Here is a 19,143-nt window from a genome sequence, read left to right on the forward strand (position 1 = left end):
AAGTAGGCGTAACGTTATTAACCTGCGTTAGAGCGTAGCACAAATAAAAAAGGCCCCTAAGGGCCTTTTCAAGTATCAATAATACTCTAGCTATTACGCTACGATTTTAGATACTACGCCTGCACCTACTGTGCGGCCGCCTTCACGGATGGCGAAGCGTAAACCTTCTGTCATCGCGATTGGGCAAATCAGCTCAACAACAAACTTCAAGTTGTCGCCTGGCATTACCATTTCTACGCCTTCTGGCAATTCTACTGAACCCGTTACGTCTGTAGTACGGAAGTAGAACTGTGGACGGTAGCCTTTGAAGAATGGAGTGTGACGTCCGCCTTCTTCTTTTGACAATACGTACACTTCGCCTTCAAACTTAGTGTGTGGCTTGATTGAACCTGGTTTCGCTAATACTTGACCACGTTCTACGTCTTCACGCTTGGTACCACGTAATAACGCACCAATGTTCTCGCCTGCACGACCTTCGTCTAACAGTTTACGGAACATCTCAACACCAGTACACGTTGTAGTTACCGTGTCTTTGATACCTACGATTTCTACCGTCTCGCCTACTTTAACTATACCTTGCTCTACGCGGCCTGTTACTACAGTTCCACGACCAGCAATTGAGAATACGTCTTCGATTGGCATGATGAATGGCTTGTCAATCGCACGTACTGGATCAGGAATATAGGTATCTAACGCGTGACCTAATTCTACGATTTTTGCTTCCCATACTGGGTCGCCTTCCAATGCTCTTAACGCTGAACCACGGATAACCGGTAAGTCATCACCTGGGAAGTCGTAGTCTGAAAGAAGCTCGCGCACTTCCATTTCTACTAATTCTAATAATTCTTCGTCATCTACCATGTCACATTTGTTCATGAACACGATGATGTAAGGTACGCCTACTTGACGTGATAACAGGATATGCTCACGTGTTTGTGGCATTGGACCGTCTGTTGACGCTACTACTAAAATTGCACCGTCCATCTGAGCAGCACCAGTGATCATGTTTTTAACATAGTCGGCGTGGCCTGGGCAGTCTACGTGAGCGTAGTGACGTGCTGGTGTATCATATTCAACGTGTGAAGTGTTGATAGTGATACCACGTGCTTTTTCTTCTGGCGCTTTGTCGATTTGATCGAATGCGAACGCCGTACCGCCGTATGTTTTTGCTAATACGTTGGTAATTGCTGCAGTTAAAGTAGTTTTACCATGGTCAACGTGACCGATAGTGCCTACGTTTACGTGCGGTTTAATACGTTCAAATTTAGCCTTAGCCATGAATAGACCCTTCTTTTATTTAAAAGCGACCTGTCTAACAGGTCAAACTAAGTTATTAATATGCTTTGCGCGCAGCGATTATTGCTTCTGTTACGTTGCTAGGAGCTTCTGCATAATTCAATGGTTCCATTGAATATGAAGCGCGACCCTGACTTAACGAACGCATGTTGGTTGCATAACCAAACATTTCAGATAGCGGCACGTGCGCATCAACGATTTTTATACCACCAGGTGCATCTTCCATACCAATAATGATACCGCGACGACGGTTTAAGTCACCAACAATATCACCCATGAAATCTTCAGGTGTTACCACCTCGACCTTCATGATAGGTTCAAGAATAACTGGCTTGGCTTGCAGTGCACCTTTTTTGAAGCCCATAGAAGCAGCAATTTTAAACGCCATTTCGTTTGAGTCAACATCGTGGTACGAACCGTCAAACACCGTAACTTTTACATCAATTAGCGGGTAGCCAGCAAGAACACCGTTTTTCATCTGTTCTTGAACGCCTTTATCGATAGCTGGAATATATTCTTTTGGAATAACACCACCCACCACAGCATTCACGAACTCGTAACCAGCACCTTCTTCCTGCGGCTCAATTTTCAACCAACAGTGTCCGAACTGACCACGACCACCAGACTGACGAACAAACTTACCTTCAACTTCTGTTTTCCCACGCAAGGTTTCGCGGTATGAAACCTGTGGTTTACCCACGTTAGCTTCTACTTTGAATTCACGCTTCATACGGTCAACAAGAATATCTAGGTGCAGTTCACCCATACCAGAAATAATAGTCTGGCCTGATTCTTCGTCAGTATGTACACGGAAAGAGGGATCTTCTGCAGCTAGTTTACCTAGCGCCATACCCATCTTTTCCTGATCTAGTTTCGTTTTCGGTTCCACTGCAACTGAAATTACCGGCTCTGGAAATTCCATGCGTTCAAGAGTAATAATGTGCTCAGGTGAACACAAGGTATCACCTGTAGTTACGTCTTTAAAACCAATACCGGCAGCGATGTCACCTGCACAAACTTCTTTGATTTCTTCGCGAGCATTGGCGTGCATCTGAACGATACGGCCAATACGCTCTTTCTTCATTTTTACCGGGTTATAAACAGTATCACCTGAACGGATAATGCCTGAGTAAACACGGAAAAATGTAAGCGTACCCACGAAGGGATCGGTAGCAATTTTGAAAGCCAAAGCTGAGAACGGGTCTTCGTCATTTGAGTGACGCTCACCGGGTGTCTCGTCTTCGTTAATACCAGTAATAGGCTTAACTTCAGTTGGTGATGGCAAGTAATAAATTACGTTGTCCAACATTGCCTGAACACCTTTATTTTTAAAAGATGAGCCGCATTGCACTACTACTATTTCATTACGCAGAGTTAGGGCACGCAGGGCTTGACGTATCTCTTCTTCAGAGAACGGCTTGCCGTCTAAATAGCGTTCCATTAGCTCTTCGCTAGCTTCCGCAGCAGCTTCAATCATGTTCTGGCGCCACTCGTTACACTCATCAACCATGTCGGCTGGAATGTCTTCATAAGTGAACGTCATACCTTGATCTTCGCTATTCCAATTAATAGCCTTCATTTTAACGAGGTCAACAACCCCTCTGAAGTTATCTTCAGCACCTATTGGTAACTGAACTGGAACCATAGTGCTGTTTAATCTTGCTCGCGCCTGTTTAACCACGCGCAGAAAATTTGCACCGGTGCGATCCATTTTATTCACAAAGATCATCCGCGGAACTTCATACTTGTTAGCTTGACGCCATACAGTTTCCGTTTGCGGCTGCACACCTGATGAGCCGCAGAGTACGACCACTGCAGCATCAAGGACACGTAACGAACGCTCTACTTCAACAGTAAAGTCAACGTGACCCGGGGTATCAATCAAGTTAATGCGGTGCGGTTCAAACTGTTGCTCCATACCTGACCAGAAGGCTGTAGTAGCAGCAGACGTGATAGTAATACCACGCTCCTGCTCCTGTTCCATCCAGTCCATGGTCGCAGCACCATTATGAACTTCACCGATTTTGTGAGAGCGGCCCGTGTAAAACAATACGCGCTCTGACGTAGTGGTTTTACCCGCATCTACGTGCGCACAAATGCCAATGTTACGGTAGCGTTCTATTGGGGTTGTACGTGCCACAATTAATCCTCTTTAAGCAATGCTTACCAGCGGAAATGCGCGAACGCTTTGTTCGCTTCAGCCATACGGTGCACGTCTTCACGTTTCTTAACCGCAGAACCTTTATTATCAACGGCGTCTAACATTTCACCAGCTAAACGCTGAGCCATTGATTTTTCACCACGTTTACGGGCAGCTTCAACTAACCAACGCATTGCTAGAGCATTACGACGAACAGGGCGAACTTCACATGGTACTTGGTAGGTAGAACCACCAACACGACGTGATTTAACTTCCACTGTAGGGCGAATGTTATCCAGTGCAACTTCAAAAATGTCTAAATGTTCTTTCTTAGACTTTGTCGCTGCCAATTCTAATGCGCCGTATACAATTGATTCGGCTGTAGATTTTTTACCGTCGACCATAACGACGTTTACAAACTTGGCAAGTAATTCACTTCCGAATTTAGGATCTGGAAGAATTTTACGTTGACCTATGACGCGTCTTCTTGGCATTCGTAACTCCGATTGCTTCAGGTGATTCCAAAACTTTTAATACATTAAAGAAAAAAAGTTGTTTAGTTTGGCCTTACTAACGGAGTACCGTTATTTCTTAGGCCGTTTTGCGCCGTACTTAGAACGGGCTTGTTTACGATCTTTAACGCCAGCACAGTCTAATGTGCCGCGTACGGTGTGGTAACGCACACCTGGCAGGTCTTTTACCCGGCCACCGCGAATAAGCACAACACTGTGCTCTTGCAGGTTATGGCCTTCACCACCAATGTAAGAAGAAACTTCGAATCCGTTAGTTAAACGAACACGGCATACTTTACGTAATGCTGAGTTAGGCTTCTTAGGTGTAGTGGTGTATACACGGGTACAAACACCACGCTTCTGTGGGCAAGCTTCAAGAGCCGGAACGGCGCTCTTGGCTACCTTCTGGCTGCGCGGCTTACGCACTAGCTGGTTGATTGTTGCCATTAAATACTCCTGGTTAATAAATACCCAATAAACGTGAAAATTCCGCACCCCAAATTTAGGGTCGCGGAATTCTAATGGTCAAGCTTTGACCTGTCAAGTTACAAAGCCAATTGCTGCTAAATTAAGCAACAATCAGCCTCATTTCTTGCTTACTCGTCTTTACCAGATGAATTCATATTCAGAGCATCAGACAATGCCTGCTCTGCCATTTCTGAACTCATTGCTGGTTCGACGTGTTCTACACTATTGCCACGCTGACGCTGACGCATACGGTTTTGATGGAATGCAAAACCAGTACCGGCAGGAATCAAACGGCCAACAATAACGTTTTCTTTCAGACCACGCAGTTCGTCTTTCTTACCTGCAACCGCAGCTTCGGTTAGAACACGTGTGGTCTCTTGGAACGAGGCGGCCGAAATAAACGAATCGGTCGACAGCGACGCTTTAGTAATACCCAGTAATGAACGCTCGTACTGAGCTGGCATTTTGCCTGCAGCTTCTAGCTCGCGGTTAGCAATGTTAACGCGCGCTACTTCTGCCTGTTCACCTTCCAAGAATTCACTATCACCTGGGTGTGTAATTAAGCACTTACGCAGCATTTGACGAATAATCGTTTCAATGTGCTTATCATTAATTTTTACACCCTGTAAACGGTAAACATCTTGTACTTCGTTGACAATATAGCTGGCAACATGGTGGATACCACGTAAACGTAAGATATCGTGCGCTGACTCTGGGCCTTCAGAAATAATTTCACCTTTTTCAATGCGTTCGCCTTCGAACACGTTTACTTGGCGCCATTTCTGGATCATTTCTTCATGCACATCACCCTGCTCAGGCGTGATTAACAAGCGACGTTTACCTTTGGTTTCTTTACCGAAACTAATAACACCCGAAATTTCTGCCAAAATAGCAGGATCTTTCGGTTTACGGGCTTCAAATAAGTCCGCTACGCGCGGTAAACCACCGGTGATATCACGTGTTTTCGAGCTTTCCTGAGGAATACGCGCTAACACTTCACCCGCTTTTACCGTTGCGCCATCAGTAACTTCAATACTAGTGAAGCTTGGTAAACGAATTTCCTGTAAGGCGCCATCGTCCATAGTGAGAATAAGTTTTGGTTCTTTAGCATTAGCTTTAGCCAAATCTTTTACTACAGTACGGGTTAAGCCTGTTAGGTCATCCTGCTGTACTTCGGTGTTAGTGTCATCAATATCGCTATGGTTAACTTTAGCGCCACGCTCAACAATAATTGGGTGTGAATGCGGTTCCCAGTTTGCAACAATTTGACCGGCAGTAATTTTTGCGTTGTCGTCGGTCGTTAATACTGAACCGTATGGCAGTTTATAACGCTCTTTTTCACGACCTAACTCATCAAATACCGTTACTTCAGCTGAACGTGAGGTAATAACAATTTTGTTATCTGCATTACGGACAAACTTAGCATTTTGCAGTTTTAAGGTACCGGCTGTTTTAACCTGTACGCTGTTCTCTGCTGATGCTCGCGATGCGGCACCACCAATGTGGAACGTACGCATTGTTAGCTGTGTACCTGGCTCACCGATTGATTGAGCGGCAATAACACCCACTGCTTCACCGGCGTTGATTAAGTGGCCACGTGCTAGGTCACGACCATAACACTTAGCACATACACCAAAGTCAGTTTGACAGGTAATTACTGAACGTACGTGTACTTCGTCAATAGAGTTTTGCTCTAAGGCGTCACACAACTGTTCGTCTAACATGGTACCGTCGGCTACCAGTATTTCGCCTGTTGTTGGTGATACTAAATCGCCAATAACTACTCGGCCAAGTACGCGCTCACGTAAGCCCTCTACCACGTCACCACCTTCAATTAGCGGTTTCATGATAATGCCACGATCTGAGCCACAGTCTCTCTCGGTAACCACTAAATCTTGCGCAACGTCAACTAAACGACGCGTTAAGTAACCTGAGTTAGCGGTTTTAAGTGCGGTATCGGCAAGACCTTTACGCGCACCGTGCGTAGAAATAAAGTACTGCAATACACTTAAGCCTTCACGGAAGTTAGCCGTGATTGGTGTTTCGATAATAGAACCATCTGGTTTCGCCATCAGACCACGCATTGCTGCTAGCTGACGGATCTGCGCTGGTGAACCACGAGCGCCAGAGTCGGCCATCATATATACAGAGTTAAACGACTGTTGCTGTACGGTATTGCCGTCGCGGTCTACCACGTCTTCTTTAGACAGGTTTTCCATCATCGATTTTGATAATACTTCGTTAGCTGTAGACCAAATATCGATAACTTTGTTGTACTTCTCACCCGCTGTAACTAGACCTTGTTGGAACTGGTCTTGAATTTCAGCAACTTCAGCTTCAGCCGCATTAATAATATCGACCTTAGAATCAGGGATAACCATATCGTTAATACCAACCGATACGCCTGACAGCATCGCATAATGGAAGCCGGTATACATAATTTGGTCAGCAAGAATAACCGTTTGTTTCAAGCCGATACGGCGATATGCACCGTTTAACAACTTAGAAATCTGCTTTTTACCCATGGCCTGATTAATACTGTCAAAGGCTAAGCCTTCTGGCAGAATTGAATATAAAATTGCACGGCCAACAGTGGTATCACGTACTGCAGTGTTTTCACTGCGAGTACCATCTTCAGCTATTTCAACTTCAGTGATACGCACTTTTACTTTAGCATGCAGGCTAGCACAGTCGGCACGGAAGGCTTTTTCAGCTTCTTTCGCGCTCTTAAACATCATGCCCTCGCCTTTAGCATTAATTGCTTCACGCGTCATGTAGTACAAACCAAGTACAACGTCTTGTGAAGGAACAATGATTGGCTCACCGTTAGCCGGTGATAACACGTTGTTGGTTGACATCATCAAGGCACGAGCTTCTAGCTGTGCTTCAATAGTCAAAGGTACGTGAACCGCCATTTGGTCACCGTCGAAGTCGGCGTTATAGGCCGCACACACTAATGGGTGCAACTGAATCGCTTTACCTTCGATAAGTACCGGTTCAAACGCTTGAATACCCAAACGGTGCAGTGTTGGTGCACGGTTTAACAGTACGGGGTGTTCACGAATTACTTCGTCTAACACATCCCATACTGGGCCTTCTTCGCGCTCAACCATTTTCTTAGCGGCTTTAATTGTCGTGGCTAAACCACGCGCTTCTAACTTGCCGTAGATAAACGGTTTAAACAGTTCCAGTGCCATTTTCTTTGGCAGACCACACTGGTGTAAACGTAACGTTGGACCAACGGTAATTACCGAACGGCCTGAATAGTCAACGCGTTTACCCAATAAGTTCTGACGGAAACGACCCTGCTTACCTTTGATCATGTCAGCTAACGATTTTAACGGACGTTTGTTAGAGCCAGTAATGGCACGGCCACGACGACCGTTATCTAACAATGCATCAACCGCTTCTTGTAACATACGCTTTTCGTTACGAACGATAATGTCAGGCGCAGATAAGTCTAGTAAACGCTTTAAGCGGTTATTACGGTTAATAACACGACGGTATAAATCGTTTAAGTCAGACGTAGCAAAACGGCCGCCATCTAGCGGTACTAATGGACGTAAATCTGGTGGTAATACCGGAAGTACCGTCATAATCATCCACTCTGGCTTATTACCAGAGGTGTGGAAGGCTTCCATTAGCTTTAAACGCTTGCTGATCTTTTTACGCTTGGTTTCCGAATTTATAGTCGGTAACTCTTCACGCATTTGCTTAATTTCAACCGGTAAGTCTAAGCCTTTTAAGATATCTAGTACTGCTTCAGCACCCATCTTAGCTTCAAACTCATCGCCGTGCTCTTCTAACACGTCTAGATATTCTTCTTCAGTTAGCATCTGACGACGCTCTAAAGAAGTCATACCCGGTTCGGTTACAACATAGCTTTCGAAATATAATACGCGCTCAATATCACGTAATGTCATATCAAGTAACAAACCAATACGGCTTGGTAGCGATTTTAAGAACCAAATATGCGCGGTTGGGCTAGCCAGTTCAATATGACCCATACGCTCACGACGTACCTTGGTTAACGTAACTTCAACGCCACATTTTTCGCAAATAACACCGCGGTGCTTTAAGCGCTTATATTTGCCACACAAACATTCGTAATCTTTTACCGGGCCAAAGATCCGGGCACAGAACAAACCGTCACGTTCTGGTTTGAAAGTACGATAGTTGATGGTTTCTGGCTTTTTTACTTCACCGAATGACCATGAACGGATCATATCTGGCGAAGATAAACCGATACGAATAACATCAAACTCTTCGGTTTTAGTTTGTTGTTTCAGAAACTTTAATAAGTCTTTCACCTTAGCTCTCCTGTAAGAGGTAAACCGGAATAGGGCAGTAAACCGCCCCCCAACTCAAGGTCGGTTTATTCCTCTTCCAATTCGATGTTAATGCCGAGCGAACGGATTTCTTTCATCAGTACGTTGAAAGACTCTGGCATGCCAGGTTCCATTCTGTGGTCACCGTCTACGATGTTCTTATACATCTTAGTACGGCCGTTAACGTCATCTGACTTAACGGTAAGCATTTCTTGCAACGTATATGCTGCGCCGTATGCTTCCAGTGCCCACACTTCCATCTCACCGAAGCGCTGACCACCAAACTGAGCTTTACCACCTAGCGGCTGTTGCGTTACTAAGCTGTAAGAACCGGTAGAACGCGCGTGCATCTTGTCGTCTACTAAGTGGTTTAGTTTCAGCATATACATGTAGCCAACGGTAACTTGACGCTCAAAAGCGTTACCCGTACGACCATCATATAACGTGATTTGGCCACTTGATGGTAAACCGCCAAGCTCAAGTAATTCCTTGATTTCGCTTTCTTTAGCACCGTCAAATACCGGAGTAGCTACGGGTAAACCTTTACGTAAGTTTTCAGCCAAACGACGCACTTCGTCATCAGTAAAGCTGGCAATATCTACGTTCTGGCGTGATTCACCTAAAGCATACACTTTAGTTAAGAATTCACGGATCTCAGCTACTTCTTTGTACTCTTTGATCATGGCGTCAATTTTGTCACCAATACCGCGAGCCGCTAAGCCTAAGTGCGTTTCTAAGATCTGACCAATGTTCATCCGCGATGGAACACCTAGTGGGTTCAACACGATTTCAACCGGCTTGCCGTGCTCGTCATAAGGCATGTCTTCTACCGGAACGATAGTTGAAACCACACCTTTGTTACCATGACGACCAGCCATCTTGTCACCAGGCTGAATGCGACGTTTTACTGCTAAGTAAACTTTAACAATTTTTAACACGCCAGGAGCCAAATCATCACCTTGGGTGATTTTACGGCGCTTAGCTTCAAACTTCTTGTCGTACTCGATACGAATTTCTTCGTATTGGGTAGCAAGTTGCTCTAAATCATTTTGTTTATTTTCATCGCTTAAGCTTTGGTTAAACAGAGCGTCGCCTTTCATCGTATCAAGCTTGGCACGGTCAACACCGCTTTGCTCCAGCAAGTTACGCGCGCGGTCAAAAATACCGGCTTCTAAGATACGGAATTCTTCATTCAGGTCTTTCTTAGCCTGTTTGACTTCCATTTCTTCGATTTCACGAGCACGCTTGTCTTTTTCTACGCCATCACGAGTAAATACTTGTACGTCGATAATAGTACCGGTAACTGAGTTAGGTACACGTAATGACGTATCTTTAACGTCTGACGCCTTTTCACCGAAGATAGCACGTAGTAGTTTTTCTTCTGGCGTTAACTGGCTTTCACCTTTAGGGGTTACTTTACCTACCAGAATGTCGCCACCTTTCACTTCAGCACCAATATAAACGATACCAGATTCATCTAGCTTGCTTAGTGCAGACTCACCTACGTTTGGAATATCAGCAGTGATTTCTTCGGAGCCAAGTTTAGTATCGCGAGCGATACAGCTTAGTTCTTGAATATGAATAGTGGTTAAACGATCTTCTTGTACTAAGCGCTCAGATAATAAAATCGAGTCTTCGAAGTTGTAACCGTTCCACGGCATAAAGGCGACTCGTAGGTTTTGACCTAACGCTAATTCACCTAAGTCGGTAGACGGGCCGTCAGCTAAAACATCACCGCGTTCAATCGGCTCACCGTGGTTTACACACGGACGCTGGTTGATACAAGTATTTTGGTTAGAACGGGTGTATTTGGTTAACGTATAGATATCGATACCCGCTTCGCCGGCAACCATTTCTTCTTCGTTAACTTTAATAACAATACGGCTAGCGTCGACATAATCGATAACACCACCACGTTTTGCTACTACTGTTACACCTGAGTCTTTTGCTACAACGCGCTCAATACCTGTACCTACTAACGGCTTATCAGCGCGCAGTGTTGGTACAGCTTGACGTTGCATGTTCGAGCCCATTAACGCACGGTTAGCATCATCGTGTTCTAAGAACGGAATAAGCGCCGCAGCAACCGATACGATTTGCTGAGGAGCAACGTCCATGTACTGCACTTGATCGGCAGGCATTAACATAAACTCGTTCTTATGACGACAAGGTACTAGCTCTTCTGATAAACGGTTTTCAGCGTTTAATTCAGCGTTGGCCTGAGCAATAACAAAATTACCTTCTTCAATAGCTGACAGGAAGTCGACTTCGTCAGTTACTATGCCGTTTTCAATCCGGCGATAAGGTGTTTCTAAGAAACCATATTCGTTAGTTTGTGCAAACATAGATAACGAGTTAATTAACCCGATGTTTGGACCTTCAGGCGTTTCAATTGGACACACACGACCATAGTGGGTTGGGTGTACGTCACGAACTTCGAAACCGGCACGCTCACGCGTTAAACCACCTGGGCCTAAAGCAGAAATACGACGCTTGTGCGTCACTTCTGACAACGGATTATTCTGGTCCATAAACTGCGACAGCTGGCTTGAGCCAAAGAACTCTTTAACTGCTGCAGAAATTGGCTTAGCGTTAATTAAGTCTTGTGGCATTACCGCATCTAAGTCACCTAGTGACAGGCGCTCTTTAACCGCACGCTCAACGCGCACTAAGCCAACACGGAATTGGTTTTCTGCCATTTCGCCAACACTACGAATACGGCGGTTACCTAAGTGGTCGATATCGTCCACTTCACCTTTACCGTTACGAATGTCAATTAACACTTTCATTACCGCCAAGATGTCTTCTTTGCTCAGTACGCCGACACCGACGTTCTCCTCAAAGTTAACACGACGGTTGAACTTCATCCGGCCAACCGTTGACAAGTCATAACGGTCTTCAGAGAAGAACAGGTTTTCAAATAAGGTATCTGCGGCATCACGCGTTGGTGGTTCACCAGGGCGCATCATGCGATAAATTTCTACCAGCGCTTCCATACGGTTGCTGCTTGGGTCAATACGAATAGTTTCAGAGACATAAGCACCCTGATCTAAATCGTTGATATAGAGCGTTTCAAACGTCTCGTAACCGGCTTTTGCCAGTTTTGCTAACAGCTCCAATGTGAGCTCTGCGTTCGCCTCGGCAATAATCTCTCCGGTTGAACGGTCAGCATAATTTTTTGCCAGCACACGGCCTACCACGTATTCGTGTGGTACTTCCATCATGGTCATGCCGGTTTTTTCCAGCTGACGCACGTGGCGTGCAGTAATACGACGGCCTTGTTCTACGATAATTTCGCCATCGTTGTCTTTAATGTCAAAGGCGGCTGTCTCACCGCGTAAACGGTTTGCGACTACTTCCATCAACAGTTTGCCATCTTTGATCTCAAACTGAGTATTTTCAAAGAAGGTGCTTAAAATTTCTTCGGTGCTAAGCTCTAGTGCGCGTAACAAAATAGTCGCTGGTAATTTACGGCGACGGTCAATACGCACAAACAAGTTATCTTTCGCATCAAACTCAAAGTCTAACCAAGAACCACGGTAAGGAATAACGCGAGCGTTATACAATACTTTGCCAGATGAGTGCGTTTTACCACGGTCGTGGTCAAAGAACACGCCTGGGCTACGGTGTAATTGAGACACGATAACGCGCTCAGTACCGTTAATAACAAAGGTACCGTTGTCAGTCATTAATGGGATTTCGCCCATATAAACTTCTTGCTCACGAATATCTTTGATTGTACCTGGTGCTTCTTTATCAAATAAAACCATGCGCAGTTTTACCCGCAATGGCGCTGAGTATGTAACCCCGCGAATTTGACATTCTTTTACGTCAAATACGGGCTCCCCGATGCGGTAGCTAACGTACTGCAATTCCGCACTGCCTGAGTAGCTTTTAATAGGGAATACAGAGCGGAATGCGGCTTCTAAACCGTAACCGCCTTCCGGATCAGGCTCGATAAATTTGCTGAACGATTCAAGTTGAATCGACAACAGGTATGGCACATCCAATACTTCTGGACGTTTGCCGAAGTCCTTACGGATACGTTTCTTTTCAGAATAAGAGTAAGTCATGGGGTTCCTCAGCTTGCTGATTCTTTTCCCAACAACCCATTACAGGTCGCATTTTGATACCAGCCATAGTATCAACAGGGGTGGGGAAATCATTGTCCCACAGCGCAAAAAGGCCGGTGATTAATTCATCACCAGCCCAGCCTGAGTTTCAGGCAAATAACCCGGTATAAGCCGGATTATTTAACTTCAACAGATGCACCAGCAGCTTCAAGTTCTGCTTTAAGAGCGTCTGCGTCTGCTTTAGAAACGCCTTCTTTGATTGGAGCCGGAGCTGATTCAACCAAGTCTTTCGCTTCTTTCAGGCCTAAACCGGTAGCGCCACGTACTGCTTTGATAACAGCAACTTTGTTAGCACCGATGCCAGCCAGTATTACGTTAAATTCAGTTTGCTCTTCAACAGCAGCAGCTGGACCTGCAGCAACAGCTACAGCAGCAGATGCAGAAACACCGAATTTTTCTTCCATTGCAGATACTAATTCAACTACGTCCATTACAGACATTGCAGCGATTGCATCTAAGATTTGATCTTTAGTCACTGACATTGCTCAGATTCCTAAATTAGGGGACGTATCCCGATTAAACTCTATTTCAAACCAGCGTATAATTACGCGGCTTGCTCTTGTTTTTGGTCGCGAACTGCGGCAATTGTACGTACAAGTTTGCCGGCTGCTGCCTCTTTCATCGTGCTCATTAAACGTGCAATAGCTTCGTCGTATGTTGGTAACGAGGCTAAAATTTCAACGTTTACTGTGGCGCCATTAAAAGCTGCACCTTTCAGCTCGAAGCTTTTGTTCTCTTTGGCGAAATCTTTGAAGATACGCGCTGCAGCACCTGGGTGCTCTTTAGAGAACGCAATTAGCGTCGGGCCTACGAATACATCTTTTAGACACTCAAACTCGGTACCTTCTACTGCACGGCGTACTAATGTATTACGGACAACTTTCATCCATACACCAGCTTCACGCGCTTGCTTACGCAATGCTGTGATTTTGCCTACAGTGACACCGCGAGCGTCTGCGACTACCGCAGATAAAGCACCTTTGGCAGCTTCCTGGACTTCAGCAACAAGTGCTTTTTTGTCTTCAAGCTTAATAGCCATGGGCCTTTAACTCCTGGTTCATCCGGGCATAATTGCCCGTTTGCCTACACATCGCTCTATGTTGCCATAAAGCGCGCGATTTACGGTGAGACCAGAAGGAACATAATTCTTTCTGGGGTCTACACCGTCTGCGTAGGTTTGTTGTTTTAAGTTGTTCATTTCAAAAGAAAATCACAACACCTACGGTCTTGGACGGAAGCCATCACTTTCGAAAAAGTATGGCTTCTACCCTAAATTTTGAGCGCGAGATTATAAAATAATCAACGCGCCCTGTAAAGCTATATAGCTTAAACCGTTGCTTCTAAAGAAGCTTGGCTCAGCGTAAGGCCAGCGCCATGAGTTGAAGAAATAGTTACTTTCTTAATGAAAATACCTTTTGCAACTGATGGTTTAGCACGCTTTAATGCTACTAATAACGCTTCTAAGTTTTCTTTTAACTTATCAGTGTCGAAATCGATTTTACCGATAGTTGAATGGATAATACCATTCTTATCATTGCGGTAACGGATTTGACCAGCTTTAGCATTTTTAACCGCTTCAGCTACGTTAGCAGTAACAGTGCCAGTTTTAGGGTTAGGCATTAAGCCGCGTGGGCCTAAAATTTGACCTAACATACCAACAACGCGCATCGCATCTGGAGATGCAATAACTACGTCAAAATCCATTACGCCTTTTTTAACTTGTTCAGCTAAATCGTCCATACCAACAATGTCAGCACCGGCGGCTTTAGCAGCTTCAGCGTTTGCACCCTGAGTAAATACAGCAACACGTACAGTACGGCCGGTACCATGTGGTAACACAGTCGCGCCGCGAACGTTTTGGTCTGATTTACGTGCATCGATGCCTAAGTTTACAGCAACATCAATACTTTCTACGAATTTGCCAGCTGTTAATTCTTTTAACAGAGCAACAGCTTCGTTGATGTCATATTCGCGAGTAGAATCCACTTTAGAACGGATTAACTTAGCGCGTTTAGTTAATTTAGCCATCGATTAGCCCTCCACCACTAAGCCCATTGAACGAGCAGTACCTTCAATAGTACGTACTGCACCAGCATGATCAGATGCAGTTAAATCTGGTTGTTTCATCTTAACGATATCATCAACCTGAGCTGCAGTAACCTTGCCTACTTTCTGGGTGTTAGGACGGCCCGAACCGCTCTTCAAACCAGCCGCTTTCAATAATAAGAAAGATGCAGGTGGAGTGCGAGTTTCGAACGTGAAAGAACGATCGCTATATACAGTAATTACTACTGGGATCGGCATACCTTTTTCAAGGCTTTCTGTGCGAGCGTTGAAGCCTTTACAGAATTCCATGATGTTTACACCGTGTTGACCCAATGCTGGACCTACTGGCGGCGACGGGTTTGCCATACCGGCTTTAACCTGCAGTTTAATAAGTGCAGTGACTTTCTTTGCCATGTTTCACCTCTGTTTCTGGGTCTTTGCCTTGTAAATACGAGGATATTTACTCAAGCGGCTTCCCAATGTTAAAAAGGGCGCAGATTATATTTTAATCAGCGCCCGGTTACAATCTTTATATTAAGCTTTCTCTACCTGAGCAAACTCTAAGTCTACTGGCGTCGAGCGACCAAAAATAAGTACTGATACTTTTACGCGGCTTTTTTCGTAGTCAACTTCTTCAACTACACCGTTAAAGTCAGCAAATGGGCCTTCAGTAACACGCACAACTTCACCGGCTTCAAATAACGTTTTTGGCTTCGGCTTATCTACGTTATCTTGTAAGCGGTTTAAGATAGTCATCGCTTCTTTTTCAGAGATTGGTGCTGGACGATCTGATGTACCACCAATAAAGCCAAGTACACGTGGCACGCTTTTAACTAAGTGCCAAGCCTCTTCACACATTTCCATCTGAACTAATACGTAGCCAGGAAAAAATTTGCGTTCTGATTTGCGTTTTTGACCGGCGCGCATTTCGATAACTTCTTCAGTAGGTACCAAAACTTCACCAAACTTATCTTCCATCTGGTGAATTTTAATATGCTCACGTAAAGAAGTAGCGACCCGCTGTTCAAAGCCAGAGAACGCTTGCACCACATACCAACGCATCTTTGCTACCATGGTTTAGATCCCCAATCCTGTTAAAAATGACACAACGCGCAATAAGATGGCATCTAAACCCCAAAGAATTACACCCATAATAAGGGTAGCCACCAGAACCACAAGTGTTGTATGCATAGTTTCTTGGCGGGTTGGCCACACTACTTTGCGTATTTCTGTGCGTGATTCTTTAGCAAAATTTATGAACGTTTTGCCTTTATGTGTCTGAGCAGCTACTGCACCAGCAATAACAACTAATACTACGATGGCTATAGCACGTTCTAATGCGGACATTGGATACATATAATTGCCTACCACTGCCACTGATAAAATTACAAAGACCAGCAACCACTTAATTACATCAAATCCGCTTTTCTGAGTTTCACTTGCTGCGTTCATGCTTTGACTCACTTCACCTTGACTTGCTTATAGCAACACACTACCGACAAAGCTTATGCTATGCCGAAAATATTGGCAGGGGCAGAGGGATTCGAACCCCCAACCATCGGTTTTGGAGACCGCTGTTCTACCAATTGGAACTATGCCCCTACGAGGTTGTAAACCTGACATTTAGCCGAGTTTTCAAATAGCCGCTCATTATACTGCCTTAGCGTGCTAACACAAGCGCACCTTGCGCTAATGCGATATTTTTAGCGCGGTTTTTATGGTATTTTTCTTTTTTTAGCAATAAAAAAGGCCCCTAAGGGCCTTTTCAAGTATCAATAATACTCTAGCTATTACGCTACGATTTTAGATACTACGCCTGCACCTACTGTGCGGCCGCCTTCACGGATGGCGAAGCGTAAACCTTCTGTCATCGCGATTGGGCAAATCAGCTCAACAACAAACTTCAAGTTGTCGCCTGGCATTACCATTTCTACGCCTTCTGGCAATTCTACTGAACCCGTTACGTCTGTAGTACGGAAGTAGAACTGTGGACGGTAGCCTTTGAAGAATGGAGTGTGACGTCCGCCTTCTTCTTTTGACAATACGTACACTTCGCCTTCAAACTTAGTGTGTGGCTTGATTGAACCTGGTTTCGCTAATACTTGACCACGTTCTACGTCTTCACGCTTGGTACCACGTAATAACGCACCAATGTTCTCGCCTGCACGACCTTCGTCTAACAGTTTACGGAACATCTCAACACCAGTACACGTTGTAGTTACCGTGTCTTTGATACCTACGATTTCTACCGTCTCGCCTACTTTAACTATACCTTGCTCTACGCGGCCTGTTACTACAGTTCCACGACCAGCAATTGAGAATACGTCTTCGATTGGCATGATGAATGGCTTGTCAATCGCACGTACTGGATCAGGAATATAGGTATCTAACGCGTGACCTAATTCTACGATTTTTGCTTCCCATACTGGGTCGCCTTCCAATGCTCTTAACGCTGAACCACGGATAACCGGTAAGTCATCACCTGGGAAGTCGTAGTCTGAAAGAAGCTCGCGCACTTCCATTTCTACTAATTCTAATAATTCTTCGTCATCTACCATGTCACATTTGTTCATGAACACGATGATGTAAGGTACGCCTACTTGACGTGATAACAGGATATGCTCACGTGTTTGTGGCATTGGACCGTCTGTTGACGCTACTACTAAAATTGCACCGTCCATCTGAGCAGCACCAGTGATCATGTTTTTAACATAGTCGGCGTGGCCTGGGCAGTCTACGTGAGCGTAGTGACGTGCTGGTGTATCATATTCAACGTGTGAAGTGTTGATAGTGATACCACGTGCTTTTTCTTCTGGCGCTTTGTCGATTTGATCGAATGCGAACGCCGTACCGCCGTATGTTTTTGCTAATACGTTGGTAATTGCTGCAGTTAAAGTAGTTTTACCATGGTCAACGTGACCGATAGTGCCTACGTTTACGTGCGGTTTAATACGTTCAAATTTAGCCTTAGCCATGAGTAAACCCTTTTAACAAAACGGCGGTTATTTAAAATTAATTTAGTTTGTTTAGCAACAGAGATGTCAAGATGGTGCTGATACCCAGAATCGAACTGGGGACCTCATCCTTACCAAGGATGCGCTCTACCGCCTGAGCTATATCAGCAACTTTTTGATTGGAGCGGGCAGCGGGAATCGAACCCGCGTCTTCAGCTTGGAAGGCTGAGGTAATAGCCATTATACGATGCCCGCGGCCTACTCGTAGCTATTTGCCTGACGAAAATGGTGGAGGGGGAAGGATTCGAACCTTCGAAGGCATTGCCAGCAGATTTACAGTCTGATCCCTTTGGCCACTCGGGAACCCCTCCAAACACACTAATGGTGCCGCTTATCCGAGTCGAACGGATGACCTACTGATTACAAGTCAGTTGCTCTACCAACTGAGCTAAAGCGGCACTACGTCAGTGGGTGCGAATTCTAGTGTAATGCCCCAAGTCGTGCAACATAAAAAACCAAAAAAACATGATATTCTTGGCCAAGCGCTCACAAAGTACACAAAAGCCTAGTTACATATCGATATAGCGCGCTAAACCGTGAAAAATTAGTAAAGGTTCAACGCTCACCGGATATTCTGCCAAGTAAGGTTTTATAAACTTACTATCGCCACCCGTTAGTAATAACTTACTACAAGGTGCTTCCTGCCACGCCAAACGAATTGCACCTAAAACTGCGGCTAAACAGCCATTTTGTAAGCAAGTTACCGTATCTACGCCAGCTTCAAGCCGGCCATTAAAGGTTTCACTATTAAATACTTTTGCGGTATTACTTACCACCGCTTGCTGCTGCATTTTCAAGCCAGGCAATATCCAGCCGCCACTATGCTGGGCGTTAGCATCGAGCCAATCAAGAGTCACCGCGGTGCCCGCGTCAACAATAAGAATCGATTGGCCAGGAAAAAGTGATTGGCCACCTAGCATGCCGAGCCAACGGTCAACACCTAAGGTTTGCGGCTGTTGATAAACATTACGCACACCATAAGCATAAGCATCTGAATAAACTTGGCGCCAAGGCAAGTGTGCTAAGCCAAGCGTTTGTTTAAGGGTAATTAACTTCTCTTGCGAAGTAACACTAGCAAAATATACCGCTTTTATCGGTAGCTTAGCGAGGTTTTCAGGTGCTAATTGAGGTAGAGGCGTTACCTTACCGTTTTTAACTAAGGCCGCTTTTTCTCGGGTATTGCCTATATCCAACAATAAATACATA

General features: G+C 45.0%; 14 protein-coding genes and 5 tRNA genes. All 19 read right to left on the minus strand.

Annotated features, from left to right (window positions below; genetic code table 11):
- Positions 1–93: 93 nt before the first annotated feature.
- Positions 94–1,278, minus strand: coding sequence for an elongation factor Tu (gene tuf, locus MN199_RS14495; protein ID WP_132586009.1), 1,185 nt, complete (start codon positions 1,276–1,278; stop codon positions 94–96).
- Between the two features lie 55 nt (positions 1,279–1,333).
- Complete coding sequence (gene fusA, locus MN199_RS14500) at positions 1,334–3,436, minus strand: elongation factor G (RefSeq protein WP_335739907.1); 2,103 nt, start codon at positions 3,434–3,436, stop codon at positions 1,334–1,336.
- A gap of 23 nt (positions 3,437–3,459) precedes the next feature.
- Complete coding sequence (gene rpsG, locus MN199_RS14505) at positions 3,460–3,930, minus strand: 30S ribosomal protein S7 (RefSeq protein WP_027672433.1); 471 nt, start codon at positions 3,928–3,930, stop codon at positions 3,460–3,462.
- A 90-nt stretch (positions 3,931–4,020) separates the two neighbouring features.
- Positions 4,021–4,395 (minus strand): 30S ribosomal protein S12, encoded by a 375-nt coding sequence (gene rpsL / locus MN199_RS14510; protein WP_132586015.1) that lies wholly within the window; start codon positions 4,393–4,395, stop codon positions 4,021–4,023.
- Positions 4,396–4,544: 149 nt separating this feature from the next.
- The gene (gene rpoC / locus MN199_RS14515) at positions 4,545–8,726 is read right to left on the minus strand and encodes a DNA-directed RNA polymerase subunit beta' (RefSeq protein WP_335739908.1); all 4,182 of its coding nucleotides are present in this window, start codon (positions 8,724–8,726) and stop codon (positions 4,545–4,547) included.
- A 65-nt stretch (positions 8,727–8,791) separates the two neighbouring features.
- The gene (gene rpoB, locus MN199_RS14520; protein ID WP_132586021.1) at positions 8,792–12,817 is read right to left on the minus strand and encodes a DNA-directed RNA polymerase subunit beta; all 4,026 of its coding nucleotides are present in this window, start codon (positions 12,815–12,817) and stop codon (positions 8,792–8,794) included.
- A gap of 176 nt (positions 12,818–12,993) precedes the next feature.
- Entirely contained in the window at positions 12,994–13,359 is a 366-nt protein-coding gene (gene rplL, locus MN199_RS14525) for a 50S ribosomal protein L7/L12 (protein ID WP_132586024.1), read from the minus strand.
- 62 nt (positions 13,360–13,421) lie between these two features.
- Positions 13,422–13,916, minus strand: a complete 495-nt coding sequence (gene rplJ, locus MN199_RS14530) for a 50S ribosomal protein L10 (RefSeq protein ID WP_132586027.1) — start codon at positions 13,914–13,916, stop codon at positions 13,422–13,424.
- A 287-nt stretch (positions 13,917–14,203) separates the two neighbouring features.
- Positions 14,204–14,905 (minus strand): 50S ribosomal protein L1, encoded by a 702-nt coding sequence (gene rplA, locus MN199_RS14535; RefSeq protein ID WP_132586030.1) that lies wholly within the window; start codon positions 14,903–14,905, stop codon positions 14,204–14,206.
- Positions 14,906–14,908: 3 nt separating this feature from the next.
- Entirely contained in the window at positions 14,909–15,337 is a 429-nt protein-coding gene (gene rplK, locus MN199_RS14540; protein ID WP_132586033.1) for a 50S ribosomal protein L11, read from the minus strand.
- A 120-nt stretch (positions 15,338–15,457) separates the two neighbouring features.
- Entirely contained in the window at positions 15,458–15,985 is a 528-nt protein-coding gene (nusG, locus tag MN199_RS14545; RefSeq protein ID WP_008224569.1) for a transcription termination/antitermination protein NusG, read from the minus strand.
- 15 nt (positions 15,986–16,000) lie between these two features.
- A complete protein-coding gene (gene secE, locus MN199_RS14550) occupies positions 16,001–16,375 on the minus strand; it encodes a preprotein translocase subunit SecE (protein WP_132586036.1) in 375 nt (124 codons plus the stop codon).
- A 73-nt stretch (positions 16,376–16,448) separates the two neighbouring features.
- Positions 16,449–16,525: transfer RNA gene (locus MN199_RS14555), tRNA-Trp, on the minus strand.
- Positions 16,526–16,713: 188 nt separating this feature from the next.
- Positions 16,714–17,898, minus strand: a complete 1,185-nt coding sequence (gene tuf, locus MN199_RS14560) for an elongation factor Tu (RefSeq protein ID WP_132586009.1) — start codon at positions 17,896–17,898, stop codon at positions 16,714–16,716.
- Between the two features lie 72 nt (positions 17,899–17,970).
- Positions 17,971–18,046 (minus strand) — tRNA-Thr (locus tag MN199_RS14565).
- A gap of 11 nt (positions 18,047–18,057) precedes the next feature.
- Positions 18,058–18,132, minus strand: a tRNA-Gly gene (locus MN199_RS14570).
- A gap of 31 nt (positions 18,133–18,163) precedes the next feature.
- A tRNA-Tyr gene (locus tag MN199_RS14575) sits at positions 18,164–18,248 on the minus strand.
- 11 nt (positions 18,249–18,259) lie between these two features.
- Positions 18,260–18,335 (minus strand) — tRNA-Thr (locus MN199_RS14580).
- Between the two features lie 111 nt (positions 18,336–18,446).
- On the minus strand, positions 18,447–19,142 hold the full coding sequence (locus MN199_RS14585) for a type III pantothenate kinase (RefSeq protein WP_335739909.1): 696 nt from the start codon (positions 19,140–19,142) through the stop codon (positions 18,447–18,449).
- Between the last annotated feature and the right edge of the window lies 1 nt (position 19,143).

It is taken from the genome of Rheinheimera metallidurans (assembly GCF_036983985.1).
GTDB classification, from domain to species: Bacteria; Pseudomonadota; Gammaproteobacteria; order Enterobacterales; family Alteromonadaceae; genus Alishewanella; species Alishewanella metallidurans.